Genomic DNA, 18,661 nt, shown 5'->3' on the forward strand with positions numbered 1-18,661 from the left:
TCTGGCGGCAATAGCGCGGTGGTCCCACCTGACCCCATGCCGAACTCAGCAGTGAAACGCCGTAGCGCCGATGGTAGTGTGGGGTCTCCCCATGTGAGAGTAGGGAACTGCCAGACATTAAATTAGTGAGAAAGCCACCCATAGGGTGGCTTTTTTGCGTTTGGAGAAAAAAAGAAAAACAGTGGGTGTTGGGGTTAGGGGGGGGCCTAAGCTTTAGTTCCTCAGTTCCTTAATGCTTTACTCCCTAATTTTAATCCCCTTTTTATCGCTTACTTTCTCATTAGACGATGTATTACACGTCTCTTCATCTTTTTTAACTACTCTTGGGGCTCCCCTCTATCTATCACCATCATTAATGAGCGTGCGTGATGTAAAGTAGTGAGTAACAGCTCACAAATTATTTAGGGTAGCGAAATTTTAATAAAATCAAATAAATATTGTGGATTGGGTGTTTCCCCATCACGGTGATGAATGATACCGCTTGAGTCAAAGTAGTCAGTAACAACTCACTTGTTGAAGGGGATGGTGGCTGTTGGTGAAGGTGGGATAACAGGGGGTAGGAGAAGTAATGGAGGGGGAGCGGTTGGAATGGATATTGTGAATACAAAGTAGTGAGTAACAGCTTACAGATTATTTAGGGTAGCGGAATTTTAAGAATATCACGAGAGTACTGTGGATTAGGTGTTTGCCCATCACGATGATGAATGACACCACTTGAGTCAAAGTAGTAAGTAACAACTCACTTGTTGAAGGGGATGGTGGCTGTTGGTGAAGGTGGGGTGGCAGGAGTTAGGAGAAGCAATGGGGGATAAGCGGTTGTATTGGTGTGACGAATAGATATTCTAAATGCAAAGTAGTGAGTAACAACTCCGGTTTAATATTTTAATTGAATTCAAATCGTCATCATAATTTGGAAGCCAGTATAGCAGCTAGAATAAGAGCCCAATCAAATAACAGTATCTTAGATATTATTCACAGAATAATTACTAATAGCTTATGGCAAATAAAAGTAGTAATCACTAATACAATATATTGAAGATAAGAAGGTTAATAGCTGTATATAATTATTAGAAATAAACTATAAGTTACAGTGCTTGAAATTATTTCATTTAACCTTGAAAGGCTCGACAAGACGGATAACATTAGTTAGATTATTTAGCATTCTAGAAGTCTAAACGTATAAACAGATAAAAGGGGGGATGAATGATGCCTATTCGTTTACCAGATGAACTACCGGCAGTTAATTTCTTGAGAGAAGAAAATGTTTTTGTTATGACAACAACAAGAGCAAGTCATCAAGAGATCCGTCCCTTGAAAGTATTAATACTCAATTTGATGCCGAAAAAGATAGAAACTGAAAACCAGTTTCTGCGTTTGCTGTCGAACACACCATTACAGGTTGATATTCAACTATTACGAATTGACCAGCGAGAATCAAAGAATACCCCAACGGAGCACTTAAATACCTTTTATTGTGATTTTGAAGATATACAGGATCAAAACTTTGATGGCTTAATTGTAACGGGAGCTCCGTTAGGTCTGGTTGAGTTTAATGACGTATTATACTGGCAACAAATAGAAAGGGTGATAGCTTGGGCGAAACAACATGTGACATCAACACTTTTCGTTTGTTGGGCTGTACAAGCGGCTTTAAAGGTATTGTATGACTTACCAAAATGGACTAGAGAAGAAAAACTATCTGGTATTTATCAGCATGATACGTTAGAGCCGTATGCTTTACTCACTAGAGGGTTTGATGGATCATTTTATGCACCTCACTCTCGCTACGCTGATTTTCCGGAAGACCTTATTCGCCAGCACACTGATCTAGAGATTTTAGCAAGTTCACAGGAGGCTGGTGCTTATTTATTTGGGTCAAAAGATAAACGCTTAGCATTTGTGACAGGCCATCCCGAATATGATGGGGACACTCTTGCACAAGAATATTGGCGTGATCTAGATGCTGGAATTTCTCCTCAGATCCCATGCAATTATTTTAAAAATGATGATCCCAACAACCCTCCGCTCGTGAGTTGGCGTAGTCATGGGCACTTGTTGTTCTCAAATTGGTTGAATTATTATGTGTATCAGATCACACCTTTTGATCTTACTAATATGGAACCAACGTTAGATTAAAAAAAGAAATATAAATTTAAAAATTATAATAAGATAAGTATTTTTACTTGTTATACCAGTTAAAGTTAGGCTTATATAGTAAAAGTGGTACCACAGTTAGTCTGAAAGCAGCTATTTATTAGCTGCTTTTTTTGTTTTCAAAGAAAAATTTTAAAAATACAGTTTTCTATAATTAGTTGATTTAACGACTATTTAACATTTTTGACTAGTTAAAGGAATGGTTAATCAATTTGGAAGTTTATTTAAAATTCATTATTATCAATAAGATATTTTATTTTTTAATTAAAATGGAAATCGTTTTTGATTTATTTCTTATTTGATCTTATGCTTATTTCATAGTCAACGATGAATGAGGGTTTGGTCGATGGAGCAGCAATTATCTATATCGGAATTAACATTCACAAAGAATATTGAACAGTTTGAAAGACAAGTGTTACATATTGATTCTATTGCATTTCTTTCTAAACTAGTTGAAGAGTTTCTTCCTCGCCGGGAAAAATTATTAAAAGATAGAGAGGTCAGACAGCAAAAGATAGATGCTGGTTCTTTACCTAACTTTATTTCAGAATTTGATTCCATAAAAAAATCAGATTGGAAAATTCAAAGTATCCCTGAAGATTTACAAGATCGCCGTGTCGAAATTACGGGTCCGGTTGAGCGTAAAATGGTTATTAATGCTTTAAATGCCAATGTAAAAGTATTTATGGCAGATTTTGAAGATTCCCTTTCACCTTCATGGGAAAAATTGATCGATGGCCAAGTCAATTTAAGGGATGCGATCCGCGGTGATATTTCTTATACCAACGAAAATGGAAAGGTTTACCAATTAAAATCAAATCCAGCAGTTTTGATTGCTCGTGTTCGTGGTCTTCATTTAGATGAAAAACATGTTTTATCAGGAAGTAAGCCTATTCCCGGAGGCCTGTTTGATTTCGCTATTTACTTTTTTAATAACTATCAAGCGTTATTAGAAAAAGGGAGTGGTCCTTACTTTTATATCCCTAAACTTGAGTCTTGGCAGGAAGCAAAATGGTGGAGCGATGTTTTTAGTCTGGCTGAAGACTCCGTGGGTATACCTCGGGGCACGATCAAAGCAACTGTACTGATCGAAACATTACCTGCTGTATTCCAAATGGATGAAATCTTATATCACATGCGTCACCACATTGTGGGGCTGAATTGTGGGCGTTGGGACTACATATTTAGTTATATCAAAACATTGAAAGAGCATGCTGACCGAGTATTGCCAGACCGCCAAGTTGTCACAATGACACAATCATTTTTAAGTGCCTATTCGCGCTTATTAATTAAAACGTGCCACCGTCGTGGAGCATTTGCGATGGGGGGAATGTCTGCTTTTATACCGAGCAAGGATCCTCAAGAAAATGAAACTATTCTAGCGAAAGTAAAAGCAGACAAAGAACTAGAAGCGAGAAATGGCCATGATGGCTCTTGGATTGCGCACCCAGGTTTAGCGGATACCGTTATGAACGTGTTTAATCAAGCACTTGGTGAGCGCCAAAACCAGTTACATGTATCTCGTGATTTCGATGAAGAAATTACAGCTGACCAGTTATTAGAACCTTGTGCCGGTGAGCGAACTGAAGCGGGGATGCGGGCTAATATTCGCGTTGCTGTGCAATATATTGAAGCATGGATTTCAGGGAATGGTTGTGTACCTATCTATGGTTTGATGGAGGATGCTGCGACAGCAGAAATTTCACGCACTTCAATTTGGCAGTGGATCCGCCACGGTAAAACCTTGTCCACCGGTGAAAAAGTCACTAAGGCATTATTTGAAGAAATGTTAGATGAAGAGTTACAGGTTATCCAAAAAGAACTAGGTGATAAGCGTTTTCAAAGTGGCCGTTTCCGTGAGGCTGCAGAACTGATGAGGCGGATTACTACACAGGATGAGCTTATAGAATTCTTAACTATCCCTGGATACCAATTATTAGATTAATTATCGTGAATAAAAAATTCGATAAACCCTACATATTCTTATAAAGGAAGTGGATCATGACAACATCGCGCTTAGAACAAATTGCCCAATTAGAAAATGAATGGAAACAACCACGTTGGAAAGGTATTACTCGCCCATATACAGCGGAAGAAGTGGTGAAATTGCGTGGTTCTGTGCATATCGAACACTCTTTAGCACGTAAAGGTGCAGAACGCTTTTGGGATCAATTACATGGTGGTTCAAAGAAAGGTTATGTAAATGCACTGGGAGCCTTAACGGGTGGGCAAGCGCTACAACAAGCGAAAGCCGGTATTGAAGCTATTTATTTATCAGGTTGGCAGGTAGCGGCGGACGCAAATACATCATCGAGTATGTACCCGGACCAATCACTTTACCCTGTCGATTCAGTACCATCGGTAGTTAAGAAAATTAATAATACATTCCGTCGGGCAGACCAAATTCAGTGGGCGAATGGTATTGGCCCTGACAACAAAGAGTATATTGATTATTTTTTACCTATTATCGCGGATGCGGAAGCGGGTTTTGGTGGCGTATTAAATGCCTTCGAGCTCATGAAAAATATGATAGAAGCTGGAGCAGCTGCGGTTCATTTTGAAGACCAATTAGCCGCGGTTAAAAAATGTGGCCATATGGGGGGGAAAGTTCTTGTGCCTACCCAAGAGGCGATTCAAAAACTGGTTGCTGCTCGTTTAGCGGCGGATGTTTCAGGTGTGCCAACTATTTTAGTTGCTAGAACTGATGCTGATGCAGCAGATCTTCTAACATCTGACTGTGATGCCTATGATGCGGCATTTGTTACTGGGGAACGCACTTCTGAAGGTTTTTTCCGAACCAAAGCAGGAATTGAGCAAGCAATTAGTCGTGGGTTAGCTTATGCACCTTACGCAGACCTTGTTTGGTGTGAAACGTCAAAACCTGACCTTGAAGCGGCAAGACAGTTTGCTGAAGCTATTCATGCTAAATTCCCTGGTAAATTATTAGCTTACAATTGCTCTCCTTCATTTAATTGGAAAAAGAATTTAGATGACAGCACGATCGCACGATTCCAAGATGAGCTTTCAGCAATGGGGTACCGCTTCCAATTCATTACGTTAGCAGGTATTCACAGTATGTGGTTCAACATGTTTGACTTAGCTCATTCCTATGCACAAGGTGAAGGCATGAAGCATTATGTTGAAAAAGTCCAAGAGTGTGAGTTTGCTGCAATTAATAAAGGTTATACCTTCTCTTCGCATCAACAGGAGGTAGGAACAGGCTATTTTGATAAAGTGACAACAGTTATTCAAGGTGGCACTTCATCAGTGACAGCATTAACTGGCTCGACTGAAGAAGAGCAATTCTAGTCAGATTATTTCCCTTTCAATCGGTGTTTCTGTTGGTTAGCTGTATCTGTTAATTTTTCAGGCACGTTTAGTGCCTGTTTTTTATTCAAAATAAGTCTGTATTCTTATAGGAGTGGTTATGATATTGACGACAGAACAGATAATAGCTCAGACCATTTTACAGGGTTTTGATGCTCAATATGGTCGTTTCCTTGAGATAACCTCAGGTGCACAAGAAAGGTTTGAGCAGGCAGATTGGCATGCAATTCAGCATGCGATGAAAAGAAGAATTCAACTGTATGATCACCATGTTGGTTTAGTTGTCGCTCAGCTACAGTTTATGGGGCTAGTTCAATCTTTAACACCCGATAAACTGGCTCAAATAAAAAATGTTTATAAAACCTTATTACCAGATTATCCAAGGTTTGAAATAGCAGAAAGCTTCTTTAATTCAGTTTACTGCCGGTTATTTCAGCATCGGGAGCTTACACAAGATAACTTATTTATTTTTACATCCCAGCCTGCAAGGCGTTTTTCTGTTTCTCCTAGGCCACTAGCTCGCGAATACTTTGTTAATAATAATTTAGAGGGGTTATTGTTCACAATATTAAGTGGGTTACCACTAAGGCTAAAGTGGCGTAATTTGGATTTAGATATTCATTGTATTATCAATGTATTGAAAACAAAATTTCCTGATATTGAAACCCAAAAAGTCAGTTTTCATATTGCAAATGAGTTATTTTACCGTAATAAGGCTGCTTGGCTAGTTGGTAAAATTTATATTAATGATGAGGTTCACCCATTCTTACTTCCTATTCATCATGATGATTGTCAGCGCATTTATATTGATGCGTGTTTAACTGAGTTTGATGAAGCCAGTATTGTATTTGGTTTTGCTCGGTCCTATTTTATGGTGTATGCCCCTTTTCCAGCAGCACTGGTTTTTTGGTTGAGGGAGATCTTACCCAGTAAGTCAATTGCTGAATTATATATGGCAATTGGTTGTCAAAAGCATGGAAAAACAGAGTATTACAGAGAATATCTCGCCTATATTAATTTTTCACGAGAGCAATTTACCGTTGCACCAGGTGTTAAAGGAATGGTGATGTTGGTCTTTACGTCCCCTTCTTTCGATCGTGTTTTTAAAATTATTAAGGATCAATTTGCGCCACAAAAGCAAGTAACACGAGAACGAGTTTTAGAATGCTATCGTTTGGTTAAAGAGCACGATAGAGTTGGCCGTATGGCTGACACCCAAGAGTTTGAAAATTTTGTGATTAGTAAGTCTTCCATCAGCGATGAGTTAATGGTGGAATTATTGAAAGAGGTTCCATCTCAAATTGAAGATTTAGGTGATAACATATTGATTCGTCATTTGTACATGGAAAGAAAGATGATCCCATTGAATATTTATATGGATAATGCCACTGACGCGCAATTACATAATGCATTAAATGAATATGGCTGGGCGATTAAACAATTAGCGGCTGCGAATATTTTCCCCGGAGATATGTTGTTTAAAAATTTTGGAGTAACGCGTCATGGCCGCGTTGTTTTTTATGACTATGATGAAATCTGTTATATGACAGAGGTGAATTTTCGTAAAATTCCTGAGCCATTATACCCTGAGCAAGAATTATCTAGTGAGCCATGGTATAGCATTGGTGAGCAAGATGTTTTCCCTGAAGAGTTTGCTTCTTTTATTTGCCAAAATGAGAAAATTCGTCATTACTTGCAACAATATCATGCAGATTTATTTTCCGCAGATTATTGGCAAAAGTTACAAAATAGAATTTTGGCGGGGCACGTAGAAGATGTTTATGCCTATCGTGAGGAATTACGTTTTTGCCATAAATTCAGTGAGGTTGCATAACTATAATACGCAACTAATGGGAATAGTCGCGTATTAATTAAAGGCAATTAAAAACGACTCAGCAAGCATTGAGTCGTTTTTCGGGAATGCTATTTTTTTGCGCCTTGTACAGCTTCTTGAGCAAGTTGGGTAATTTTTTCATAATTGCTTGAATTCAAGGCCTCTTCAGGTACTAACCAAGAGCCACCAATACACAGAACACTATCTAATTCTAAATAGTTAAGGTAATTATCTAGCGATATTCCACCGGTTGGGCAAAATTTGACTTGTGAGAAAGGGCCCGCAATGGCTTTTAGCGCCTTAACGCCACCATTGGCTTCCGCTGGGAAAAATTTGAACTCTTTCAGGCCATATTGCATACCAAGCATAAGTTCAGAAACAGTTGAAATTCCAGGGATTAAAGGAATATCTCCTTTGGTTGCTGCATTGAGTAATTCATCTGTTAAACCGGGACTAATTGCGAATTGTGCTCCAGCTTCAGTAACTTCAGAGAGTTGTTTTGCATTAATAACAGTACCTGCGCCAATAATAGCCTCAGGTACTTCTTTTGCAATGAGGCGAATAGCATCGATAGCACACTCCGTACGTAAAGTGACTTCTAACACTCTAATGCCACCTTTGACTAATGCTTTTGCAAGAGGAACCGCTTGTTCTAATTTTTTGATAACAATAACAGGGACGACAGGGCCTTGTTTTAATACGCTTTCAGCGGTCATTTTCCAATTATTCATTTTCTATTCCTATTCAATGAAAATAGATTAAAAATCAATACTACAAGCACCTTCTTCGGCACCTGATAAATGTCTTCTTAATGCACCGAAAAGCTCCCTTCCACAACCACTACGCTCAGCAGTTAAATCAGCCTCGAAGGGTTGGCGTTTATTGAGTTCTTCTTCATCAACTAGTAATTGTAATTCTCCAGTCAATGCATTTACCCTAATGATATCGCCATTTTTTACTTTTGCTAACAACCCACCATTATAAGCTTCAGGGGTGACATGAATTGCAGATGGTACTTTACCGGATGCTCCGGATAAGCGGCCATCAGTAACTAACGCGACTTTGTAGCCTTTATCCATAAGTACACCAAGAGGAGGCATGAGTTTATGAAGTTCAGGCATGCCATTCGCGGATGGCCCTTGGAAGCGGACAACAATAATACAATCTTTATTAAGCTCACCTGCTTCAAAGTGTGATGCAATCTCATTTTGGTTGTTAAATACGACTGCTGGAGCTTCAATAACTTGATTTTCTTCAGGAACCGCTGATGTTTTCATCACGGCACGCCCTAAGTTACCAGAAAGTAATTTTGTGCCCCCATGAGGTGAGAATGGGTGTTCTATTTCAGCGATAACATCAGGATTAAACGAGGATTTAGGGCCTTCTCGCCATTCAAGTTGGCCATTATTTAGCCAAGGTTCCATGGTATAACGTTCCAGCCCGAATCCTGCTACGGTATGGACATCGTTATATAATAAACCTTTTTGTAATAGCTGGTGGATAAGCAAAGCTACGCCACCTGCGGCTTGGAATTGGTTGATATCCGCTTGGCCATTAGGATAGATACGGCAAATAAGTGGAACAATAGCTGAAATATCGGAAAAATCATCCCAATTGATAATGATCCCTGCGGCTCTTGCTATAGCAACAAGATGCATGGTTAAGTTAGTTGAGCCTCCCGTCGCGAGCAATGCGACGATACCGTTGACAATAACTTTTTCGTTAACCAGTTGACCGATAGGTAAGTACTGGCCCGATTGTTCAGTTAAACGCGTAATTTGTCGTGCGGCAGCCTCTGTTAATGCATCCCGTAGTGGAGAGTCAGGTGGTACAAATGACGCACCGGGTAGATGTAACCCCATGACCTCCATCATCATTTGATTCGAGTTGGCAGTACCGTAAAAAGTACAGGTGCCGATCCCATGGTAAGAGGCGGCTTCGGCTTCTAATAAAGCGAGTCGATCAACTTTGCCTTCAGCATACAGCTGGCGAATACGAACCTTTTCTTTATTTGGTAAGCCTGTTGCCATTGGACCTGCTGGGACAAATATTGCAGGAAGGTGACCAAATGAAAGTGCGCCAAGCATTAAGCCTGGAACAATTTTGTCGCAAATACCTAAATAGAGCGCACCATCAAACATATTATGGGATAGGCCAATGGCAGTTGACATGGCAATGACATCTCGACTTAGCATCGATAGTTCCATCCCATCTTGCCCTTGAGTTACGCCATCACACATTGCTGGGACACCCGCAGCGACTTGGCCAATTGAGCCAGCTTCTAATAATGCTTTTTTGAGTTGTTCAGGGTACTTGTCGTAGGGACGATGAGCAGAAAGCATATCATTGTAGGAATTGATGATTGCAATATCAGAGCGAGTCATACTTTTAAGAATTTGTTTTTCTTCGCTTTGGCATGCTGCAAAGCCATGGGCAAGGTTACCGCAAGCGAGTGATGCTCGATGGACGGTCATACAACGAGCCTGCTCTATTTTTTTGAGATAAGCAGCTCGAGTTTTCAGTGAACGAGAAATGATACGTTGAGTGATGCGATCAAGTTCTTTATTGATCACTGAAGGATTTGTCTCTTTAGAGGTGGTCATGCTCATGATAATTGCTCCATAGTGCAGTAAAAAGATGAATCAAACTGCAAGTCAATTCGGGTTGTGCCTATCGTTATTTACTTGTGAACTATAGCATCAATGTTACCGGTAACATTGTTCAATGAAAGCGGAGGAGTTGCAATATAGAAAATGAACATTCGAAGCTATCTGTGATCTGAATCAAATTTATATTATGGTGTGGACAGAGTAGGAAATAGACAAATAAGCATGCTATAGTGGCTTAGTTGATGATTTTATCATCAAAATTCAATTAGATGATTGTCGAAGGTTAGGTTGTATTCATGAGAAGAGCGGCAGGATGTTAAGGCTAGTTATAGCTGCATTTATATTGTTATTGGCAAATTTTGTTAGGGCTGAGGTTATCTTAGCTTCGGGGTCATATAAAATTTTAACTGAAGTTTTTAATGAACAAACGGCAATGCAGTTACAGAATGCGTCACAAGCAGAAAAAATTGATGTATTGACCCGATATTTTTTAACTACACCTTACAATAAACAAACTTTGAATATGAGTCCGCTATCACCTGAAGAATTGGTGATTAATTTGAAAGAGATGGACTGTATGACATTCATAGAGTACATCGAGGCTTTTAAGCGTTCTAACAATTACGAGCAATTTGTTTCAAATTTAATCAATATTCGTTATATCAACCAAAATATTACATTTAAACATCGGCGGCATTTTTTCTCTGATTGGGCGCAAGAACCCGAGGCGATTGTGGTAGATATTACTAGTGAAATAAGCCCACACGCTATTCAGGTAAAAAAACAACTTAATTTGAAAAATTATAACCAGCGATATATATCGGGCTTGCCTGTTAAAGGTAGGTTGATAAACTATATCCCAGTCAAATATGTGGATGATTATTTAGTATTGAGATTGAATGCAGGGGATTACATCGGCGTTTATTCAAAGGATAATGGGTTAGATGTAAGTCATGTGGGTGTTGTAATACGTAGAGGTAATAAAACAATATTTAGAAATGCCTCTTCACTACGTAGAAATCTTCAGGTTATTGATATCGAACTGAACGATTACTTAAAAGGGAAGGCCGGGATTGTTGTTTTTAGGCCGAAATCAGATTATTAGCCTGACTATAGAGAATATTATAATAATAAGATAAATTATTAATCTGTTTTTTGATATAAAAAAGGGAAAACACAATTTTTGCGTATGTAAAAATTTAACATATAGAGTGAAAATTATTTAATAATAAAAAACAGATAATTATTTTGATTGGTTACTAATTATTTCTAGTAACATTTAAAATGTAAAAGTATATTAAATTATCGATTTGATCAAAAAAAACATATAGAAATGTAATTTAATTATAAAAATAAAAAAACTTTTATAAAGCAATGGATTACTTTACATATATTATTTTCCTCATTTTTTTTGTATATAAAAATGATGTTTGTCTATCAATCTTGTTATCTTTGATTGCTCATAACTATTTTAAATAGTTATGATTAATTTTATAATGAATAATACTAGCTAAATTATTTTTCTTATTTACATTTAGGAGATGGTTATGCATATAGCTAAAAAGAAAAATATTTATGCATTACTAGGTAATCATTTACGTAAGGCTAGAGTGAGTAAAGGGTTATCAGGAAATGAGCTGGGTTCGATTATTCATTTGAGCCAACAGCAAGTATCACGATATGAGTTAGGTATTAATAAGTTGAGTTTAGATAAACTAATTGAAATTGTAATTTTTTTAGATATTGATATTAATGAGATTACTAAAATCATTGCTAAGCAGGTTGAGTATGAAAAAATGAGTTAGTGATAACCTAAGTAAGATATTTTTTTATTTTATTTTTATAACATTTTATGAATAATTTACTCATTTAAAAATTCCTAGTATAAAAATAGGTTATAACTTATACGTTATAGAGAATTAGACGATTAATTTTGCATAGTCATAGTACTCGAAAAAAATATGTCTATGGTAACTACTTAAAATTAAAAATTAAATTCTAGAAATAAGAATAATCAATTCAATATGTCTCTATTTTAAGGAGGGGGAGATTATTAGTGATCATAATTATAATTTTTTCTGGCGCTTCTCTCTCTACTTTTTCCAATGTTCCCTACCATTTAATAGAAGGGGATGTTTTTCGTTAATAAGAAAACCTTTTTGTTTCTAATATGAGCTAAAAAGGTTTTAACATGATGTATTTAAACATTTATTTCATTTTCTATTATCTATTTTTCTATAAAGAATAAGCATTGTGATGTTGTTGGTGCATGAAAATTGATAGTATTGCAGACGACACAATGCTTAAATAAAGCTTAATGAATAATAGAGTAAGGCTATGGTTTGATGTTCAAATATATAGGGATATTGTTTGCTTTTTTACTATTAGGCTGTTCGGTCTCGAACAAAGGTTACTATCTCGATAACCGTTACCCATCAAAAAATAGTAGTCAGCGCATTCAATATGTCATTATTCACTACACCGTTTCCGATGATGCGCGTTCCATAGCCACACTAACGCAAGGCAAAGTGAGCTCCCATTTTCTCATACCGAGTGTACCTGAAACTAAAAATGGCCAGCCTGTTGTATTACAACTCGTTCCCGAATCATTAAAAGCATGGCATGCAGGTGAAAGTTATTGGCTACAGCATAATGGTTTGAATGATATTTCTATTGGAATTGAAATCGTTAATGCAGGGGGACAAAAGGATGCTAAAGGAAAGCAACTGTGGGCTCCTTACAATGAAGCGCAAATTGTGGCATTGATACCTCTCATCCAAGATATTATGCAGCGCTATAGTATTCCCCCAGAAAATATTATTGGTCACAGTGATATCGCACCATTGCGCAAGCAAGACCCAGGCAAGGCATTTCCATGGCAACGTCTTGCTCAACATGGTATAGGGGCTTGGCCTGACCCAAAAACAGTCACTAAATTTCTGGCGGGGCGTAATGCCAATGAGCCCGCAAGCGTGTTACGCATTCAAAAAGCGCTTAATTTTTATGGATATTCAACAATCCCGCTATCAGGTAAGTTAGATCCACAGACGAAAAAAACATTGCGTGCTTTCCAATTGCATTTCCGACCGCGAGATATTGAAGGACAAGCGGACGCTGAAACAGAGGCTATCGCGTTGGCACTCATTGAAAAGTACCGTGATATGCAAAAATTTAAGTTATTTGAAAAGACTCTGAAGTTGCCTACTATTTCAACAAATCAGCAAGGTGATTAGAGGGCAGTAAAAAGCTTTGTAAGGTTAAGTGAAATACAGGTTGCTTTGTATTTCACTTTCACTGTTTAGCTAGCGGTTTGCACCATATTCATGGCTTATTTCTTTTGCGGCTTTGATAACCATAGCGCCTAATTCAGTAATACGGTCATCGGTGATACGTGATAATGGGCCTGAAATAGAAATGGCTGCGAAAGCTTCTTTGTGTTCATCATAAATACAAGCCCCAATACAGCGTAACCCTAATGCATGCTCTTCGTCATCATAAGAAAAACCTTGCTTTTTAGCCTGTTGTAAATTCTCTTTTAAAGCTGATGGGTTAGTTAATGTATAAGGCGTATAAGCATGTAAACCTTTACGGCTTAAAAGTGGGACTAGTTTATCTTCTGGTAAGTTAGCAATGAATGCTTTGCCTGCCCCCGAGGCGTGCAATGGCAGTTTTCCTCCGATTGGTGCTGACATTCTCATTAGCGCATTGCATTGTACTTGGTCAACAATGACGGCATCGTACTCTGTATGGTCTAGGATAGCTAAGTTGACAGTTTCCCCTGATTCATCCATTAAGCGGCGTAGTATTGGGTGGACGAGGGCTAACAAATTACGACTCTCTAAAAAGCTGCTACCAATGATAAAAGCATGAGAAGCAATAACCCATAGGCCTAAATCACCAGTTTGGCGAACAAAACCATGTTGTTCTAAAGTCATTAAAAGGCGATGTGTTGTTGAGTTGGGTAAGCCAGCTTGCATCGCAAGGTCAGTGAGGGCAATTCCCCCTGTCGATTCGGAAATATATTCCAATAGTGTTAATCCACGACTTAATGATTGAACTTGTCCTGCTGCAGCTGCGCCACTCGCCGGCCCTTTTGCTTTTTTAAGTTTCTTAGTAATTGGTGCCGTTGCCATTAAGTCTCTCCTGACTGTCATTTAGCTTCTATTATGAACTATTTCACTTGAAAATACTCATCGGATCAGTGAAAAGTGTGCTCTTGTGCAACCTTGAAAAACTCTCATCATAACAGCGAATTTTCACGAGAGAAGTTGTGATAGGATGTTAAAGGTAAAAATTTGACTTATTTCTCAGTGTTCCATTTTAGGAGGGCAGTGCAGTGTCCGCAAAAGTTAATCAATTAGAACAAGAATTAAAAAAACGTATATTGGTATTAGATGGCGCAATGGGAACAATGATCCAACAACATAAGTTGTCGGAAGCCCAGTTTCGCGGAGAACGATTTGCGGATTGGCCGAGTGATTTAAAGGGAAATAATGACCTATTAGTCTTAACTCAGCCAGATATTATTCGAGATATTCATTCTCAATACTTTGAAGCGGGCGCGGATATTGTTGAAACCAATACTTTTAACTCAACATCCATTGCGATGGCTGATTATAAAATGGAATCACTTTCCGCTGAAATTAACGAAGTTGCTGCGCGTCTTGCCCGTGAATGTGCTGACGAGTGGACACGTAAAACCCCTGACCAGCCGCGTTATGTTGCCGGAGTTTTAGGCCCGACAAACCGCACTGCTTCTATTTCTCCTGATGTTAATGATCCTGCTTATCGCAATATCACCTTTGATCAACTCGTTGAAGCCTACCGTGAATCTACCCGATCTTTAGTAAAAGGTGGGGTAGATCTGATCATGATCGAAACCATTTTTGACACATTGAATGCGAAAGCCGCGATCTTTGCGGTAGAAACTGAACTGGAAGCTTTGGGTGTTTCTCTACCTATTATGATCTCGGGTACGATCACAGATGCTTCTGGCCGGACATTATCAGGGCAAACAACAGAAGCATTTTATAACTCATTGCGCCATGCGCAGCCGATATCATTTGGCTTGAACTGTGCATTAGGCCCGGATGAGCTGCGCCAGTATATTGCTGAATTATCAAGGATTGCGGAATGTTATGTCAGTGCGCACCCTAATGCAGGGCTACCGAATGCGTTTGGTGAATATGATCTTGATGCGCAAAATATGGCTGAACAAATTCATGAATGGGCAACCGCAGGGTTCTTAAATATTGTTGGTGGGTGTTGTGGAACGACGCCATTACATATCAAAAAAATGGCAGAAGCCGTAAAAGGCATCACACCACGTCAATTACCGTCACTACCTGTTGAATGCCGTTTATCGGGTTTAGAACCGTTAAATATTGGCGAAAAATCGTTATTTGTTAACGTTGGGGAAAGAACCAATGTGACGGGATCCGCAAAATTTAAGCGGCTGATTAAAGAAGAAAATTACCAAGAAGCCTTAGATGTGGCACGTCAGCAAGTTGAAAATGGTGCGCAAATCATCGACATCAATATGGATGAAGGGATGTTGGACTCCCATGCGGCGATGGTGCGTTTCTTGAATCTGATTGCTGGTGAGCCTGATATTGCTCGCGTGCCAATTATGATTGACTCCTCAAAATGGGAGGTGATCGAGGCGGGGCTTAAGTGCATACAAGGTAAAGGGATCGTCAATTCAATCTCAATGAAAGAGGGGGTTGAGGCATTTATTGAGCATGCTAAATTATTGCGCAAATATGGTGCTGCGGTGGTCGTCATGGCATTTGATGAAGTTGGCCAAGCAGATACACGTGAGCGGAAAATTGAAATTTGTCGCCGTGCTTACCAGATCCTTACCGAAGAAGTGGGCTTCCCTCCTGAAGACATTATTTTTGACCCAAATATTTTTGCCGTAGCCACAGGAATCGAAGAGCATAATAACTATGCCGTTGATTTTATTGAAGTCTGTAAGGACATTAAGGCTCAGTTACCTCATGCGATGATTTCTGGCGGGGTTTCCAACGTCTCCTTTTCATTTAGAGGGAACGACCCTGTACGTGAAGCAATTCATGCTGTTTTCCTGTATTACGCCATTCGTAATGGAATGGATATGGGGATCGTTAATGCGGGGCAGCTCGCTATCTATGATGACCTGCCTACTGAATTAAAAGATGCTGTTGAAGATGTGATTTTAAATCGCCGTGATGACAGTACAGAACGTTTGCTTGAACTGGCGGAAAAATACCGTGGAGCAGGGGCAGGAGAGCAGCAAGTTCAACAAGCGGAATGGCGTAGTTGGGAAGTTGAAAAGCGTCTTGAATACGCATTAGTGAAAGGCATTACCGAATTTATCATTGAAGATACTGAAGAAACTCGCCAACGTGCTTCCAGCCCAATAGAAGTGATTGAAGGCCCCTTGATGAATGGTATGAATGTGGTTGGAGACCTATTTGGGGAAGGAAAAATGTTCTTACCTCAAGTGGTGAAATCTGCTCGGGTGATGAAACAAGCCGTAGCCTATTTAGAACCTTATATTCAAGAGCTTAAGCAGTCAGGTAGTAGTGCAGGAAAAATCTTACTCGCGACGGTAAAGGGCGATGTTCATGATATAGGCAAAAATATCGTTGGGGTTGTTCTGCAGTGTAATAACTATGAAATCATTGATTTAGGCGTGATGGTTCCGTGTGAAACTATTCTAAAAACAGCACGTGAAGAGAACGTTGATATTATTGGGTTATCCGGTTTGATCACGCCATCTCTTGATGAAATGGTGCACGTAGCTAAAGAGATGGAAAGACAAGGGTTTACCTTGCCATTACTGATTGGTGGGGCGACAACATCAAAAGCACACACTGCCGTGAAAATTGAGCCTAATTATAGTGGGCCAACGACTTACGTGCAAAATGCCTCTCGAACTGTGGGGGTTGTCGCAGCGCTATTGTCAGCAACACAAAAAGCAGATTTTGTTGCGCGCACTCGCCGTGAATATGAAACGGTTCGTCAGCAACATGGCCGTAGAAGGCCAAAAACACCGCCTGTGGCACTGGATGTGGCACGCGCTAATGCGGTTAATATTGATTGGCAACATTACCAACCACCTGCGCCAAAATTTCTTGGTATTCAAGAAGTCACCGCATCTATTTCAACGCTGAGAAACTATATTGATTGGACGCCATTTTTTATGACGTGGTCGCTGGCAGGTAAATACCCGCGGATCTTAGAGGATGAAGTGGTCGGTTCTGAAGCGCGTAAGCTATTGAAAGATGCTAATAATATGTTAGATAAGCTTGATAAAGAAAGCTTATTAACGCCAAAAGGTATTTTTGGCTTATTCCCTGCAAACCGGGTTGGCGATGATATTGAAATTTATACCGATGAGTCGCGAAACCATGTGCAAGTCATGGGGCTGAATTTACGCCAACAAACTTTAAAAACTGAGTTTCCAAACTATTGTTTATCTGACTTTGTCGCGCCAAAGGACAGTGGTAAAGCCGATTATATTGGGGCTTTCGCAGTGACAGGGGGCTTAGAAGAAGACGCGCTTGCTGATGCATATGAACAACAGCATGATGATTATAATAAAATTATGGTTAAAGCGCTGGCGGATAGGCTAGCGGAGGCATTTGCTGAATATCTACACCAACAAGTCCGCATGCAATATTGGGGTTATGCAGACGATGAAAACTTGAGTAATGAAGAACTTATTCGCGAAAATTACCAAGGGATCCGCCCTGCACCGGGGTATCCGGCTTGCCCTGAGCATACAGAAAAGGCAAAAATTTGGCAGTTACTGGACGTGGAAACGCAAATTGGTATGCAACTCACCAGTTCCTATGCGATGTGGCCAGGGGCCTCGGTATCAGGCTGGTATTTTAGCCATCCTGAAAGTAAATATTTTGCGGTAGCCCAGCTACAAAAAGACCAAATTGAGGATTATGCAAAGCGTAAAGGGATGTCGGTGACGGAGTTGGAGCGTTGGCTAGCGCCAAACTTAGCTTATGACCCTGAAGATTAAAACAAGATCAATACATTGATTTTTCATGCATTCGGCACCATCTTATAGGTAATACATTAGAGGGGGCCAATGATGAGCTATGAATTTATTATTGAAGAAGAACTGCCACGCTCGGCAGTTTTTCCTTATCAGATCCAAAACAGTGCGGCGCCTGAAACGTTCATGATGAGCGAAGACGCGGTGAGCGCTATGATGAGTGTTTTACAGATCATGGATAAGCTTGATACCGATGATTCACTGGATGAGCACTGTTTTAATCAGATTTGGTTAAGAAGCGAGCTAACACCTGCAAGAGCAGAAGAAATTTACCTATTTTTAGAAGAAAATTTAGCAGTAGAACCCGTGCCTTCAGAGGACGAAATCGCGGCTTTTCATCAAGCCCAAATCGATGAAAATAAGCTGTTATCTCAAGAAAGCCCGAAAGACGGTATGGTACCCGTGCATAAATTTTCGACCAATGACGGTTGGTTGGTGACCACGAAAGAGTGTGAATGGATTGCGGAAGTGTTTTCACCAGAACTGGTGAGTGAAAACCACTTTGTCGTTTCTCAGATCTCTGAACTGTGTAAGATTAGCCACCGCACATTGGAAGCTCTGTTAATTGAGTGGGGTAAATTTAATTTATTTGCCAGTAAACACGGTGGTTACCGCGTTAACTAAGTACTGCGACTTATTTCGGAGACAAAAGTTTCAGCAAGAAGCTGGCGTCTCCTCCGT

Annotated in this window: 12 protein-coding genes and 1 rRNA gene; 10 read left to right on the forward strand and 3 right to left on the reverse strand. The window is 39.5% G+C overall.

What is annotated here, in order from left to right; genetic code table 11:
- From rrf to aceK, 5 genes are all read left to right on the forward strand, one after another.
- Positions 1 to 116 (forward strand): 5S ribosomal RNA (gene rrf / locus P3L40_RS01965).
- Between the two features lie 1,090 nt (positions 117 to 1,206).
- Positions 1,207 to 2,136 (forward strand): homoserine O-succinyltransferase MetA, encoded by a 930-nt coding sequence (gene metA, locus P3L40_RS01970; RefSeq protein ID WP_110592635.1) that lies wholly within the window; start codon positions 1,207 to 1,209, stop codon positions 2,134 to 2,136.
- A gap of 364 nt (positions 2,137 to 2,500) precedes the next feature.
- A complete protein-coding gene (gene aceB / locus P3L40_RS01975; protein WP_136135550.1) occupies positions 2,501 to 4,099 on the forward strand; it encodes a malate synthase A in 1,599 nt (532 codons plus the stop codon).
- 56 nt (positions 4,100 to 4,155) lie between these two features.
- Complete coding sequence (aceA, locus tag P3L40_RS01980; protein ID WP_004261346.1) at positions 4,156 to 5,463, forward strand: isocitrate lyase; 1,308 nt, start codon at positions 4,156 to 4,158, stop codon at positions 5,461 to 5,463.
- 118 nt (positions 5,464 to 5,581) lie between these two features.
- Complete coding sequence (gene aceK / locus P3L40_RS01985) at positions 5,582 to 7,315, forward strand: bifunctional isocitrate dehydrogenase kinase/phosphatase (RefSeq protein ID WP_136135549.1); 1,734 nt, start codon at positions 5,582 to 5,584, stop codon at positions 7,313 to 7,315.
- A gap of 89 nt (positions 7,316 to 7,404) precedes the next feature.
- Here the strand turns inward: aceK and P3L40_RS01990 are convergent, their stop codons facing one another.
- Positions 7,405 to 8,046 carry a bifunctional 4-hydroxy-2-oxoglutarate aldolase/2-dehydro-3-deoxy-phosphogluconate aldolase gene (locus P3L40_RS01990; protein ID WP_136135548.1) on the reverse strand — a complete coding sequence of 214 codons (642 nt, stop codon included), beginning with the start codon at positions 8,044 to 8,046 and terminating at the stop codon, positions 7,405 to 7,407.
- A gap of 27 nt (positions 8,047 to 8,073) precedes the next feature.
- Positions 8,074 to 9,918 (reverse strand): phosphogluconate dehydratase, encoded by a 1,845-nt coding sequence (edd, locus tag P3L40_RS01995; RefSeq protein WP_409373462.1) that lies wholly within the window; start codon positions 9,916 to 9,918, stop codon positions 8,074 to 8,076.
- A 349-nt stretch (positions 9,919 to 10,267) separates the two neighbouring features.
- On the opposite strand from edd, the gene P3L40_RS02000 reads away from it, so the two are divergent.
- From P3L40_RS02000 to P3L40_RS02010, 3 genes are all read left to right on the forward strand, one after another.
- Positions 10,268 to 11,029 (forward strand): N-acetylmuramoyl-L-alanine amidase-like domain-containing protein, encoded by a 762-nt coding sequence (locus P3L40_RS02000; RefSeq protein WP_228677534.1) that lies wholly within the window; start codon positions 10,268 to 10,270, stop codon positions 11,027 to 11,029.
- A 442-nt stretch (positions 11,030 to 11,471) separates the two neighbouring features.
- Entirely contained in the window at positions 11,472 to 11,729 is a 258-nt protein-coding gene (locus P3L40_RS02005; RefSeq protein ID WP_036958356.1) for a helix-turn-helix domain-containing protein, read from the forward strand.
- A 540-nt stretch (positions 11,730 to 12,269) separates the two neighbouring features.
- Positions 12,270 to 13,157 carry an N-acetylmuramoyl-L-alanine amidase gene (locus P3L40_RS02010; protein ID WP_004261332.1) on the forward strand — a complete coding sequence of 296 codons (888 nt, stop codon included), beginning with the start codon at positions 12,270 to 12,272 and terminating at the stop codon, positions 13,155 to 13,157.
- 69 nt (positions 13,158 to 13,226) lie between these two features.
- Here P3L40_RS02010 and iclR read toward each other — a convergent pair whose 3' ends face one another.
- Positions 13,227 to 14,057, reverse strand: a complete 831-nt coding sequence (gene iclR / locus P3L40_RS02015; RefSeq protein WP_036958355.1) for a glyoxylate bypass operon transcriptional repressor IclR — start codon at positions 14,055 to 14,057, stop codon at positions 13,227 to 13,229.
- Positions 14,058 to 14,260: 203 nt separating this feature from the next.
- On the opposite strand from iclR, the gene metH reads away from it, so the two are divergent.
- Together metH and P3L40_RS02025 are read left to right on the forward strand one after the other, a co-directional pair.
- The gene (gene metH / locus P3L40_RS02020) at positions 14,261 to 17,944 is read left to right on the forward strand and encodes a methionine synthase (protein ID WP_136135413.1); all 3,684 of its coding nucleotides are present in this window, start codon (positions 14,261 to 14,263) and stop codon (positions 17,942 to 17,944) included.
- Positions 17,945 to 18,013: 69 nt separating this feature from the next.
- Positions 18,014 to 18,604, forward strand: a complete 591-nt coding sequence (locus P3L40_RS02025; protein WP_004261328.1) for a hypothetical protein — start codon at positions 18,014 to 18,016, stop codon at positions 18,602 to 18,604.
- Positions 18,605 to 18,661 lie beyond the last annotated feature (57 nt).

The sequence above is a fragment of the Providencia sp. PROV040 genome, assembly GCF_032706145.1.
GTDB classification, from domain to species: domain Bacteria; phylum Pseudomonadota; class Gammaproteobacteria; order Enterobacterales; family Enterobacteriaceae; genus Providencia; species Providencia hangzhouensis.

Excerpts from the sequence above, each read along its gene's own strand:
- metA (WP_110592635.1), top strand. The coding sequence starts at position 1,207 with ATGCCTATTCGTTTACCAGATGAACTACCGGCAGTTAATTTCTTGAGA.
- aceB (WP_136135550.1), top strand. The coding sequence starts at position 2,501 with ATGGAGCAGCAATTATCTATATCGGAATTAACATTCACAAAGAATATT.
- aceA (WP_004261346.1), top strand. The coding sequence starts at position 4,156 with ATGACAACATCGCGCTTAGAACAAATTGCCCAATTAGAAAATGAATGG.
- aceK (WP_136135549.1), top strand. The coding sequence starts at position 5,582 with ATGATATTGACGACAGAACAGATAATAGCTCAGACCATTTTACAGGGT.
- P3L40_RS01990 (WP_136135548.1), bottom strand. The coding sequence starts at position 8,046 with ATGAATAATTGGAAAATGACCGCTGAAAGCGTATTAAAACAAGGCCCT.
- edd (WP_409373462.1), bottom strand. The coding sequence starts at position 9,918 with ATGACCACCTCTAAAGAGACAAATCCTTCAGTGATCAATAAAGAACTT.
- P3L40_RS02005 (WP_036958356.1), top strand. The coding sequence starts at position 11,472 with ATGCATATAGCTAAAAAGAAAAATATTTATGCATTACTAGGTAATCAT.
- P3L40_RS02010 (WP_004261332.1), top strand. The coding sequence starts at position 12,270 with ATGTTCAAATATATAGGGATATTGTTTGCTTTTTTACTATTAGGCTGT.
- iclR (WP_036958355.1), bottom strand. The coding sequence starts at position 14,057 with ATGGCAACGGCACCAATTACTAAGAAACTTAAAAAAGCAAAAGGGCCG.
- P3L40_RS02025 (WP_004261328.1), top strand. The coding sequence starts at position 18,014 with ATGATGAGCTATGAATTTATTATTGAAGAAGAACTGCCACGCTCGGCA.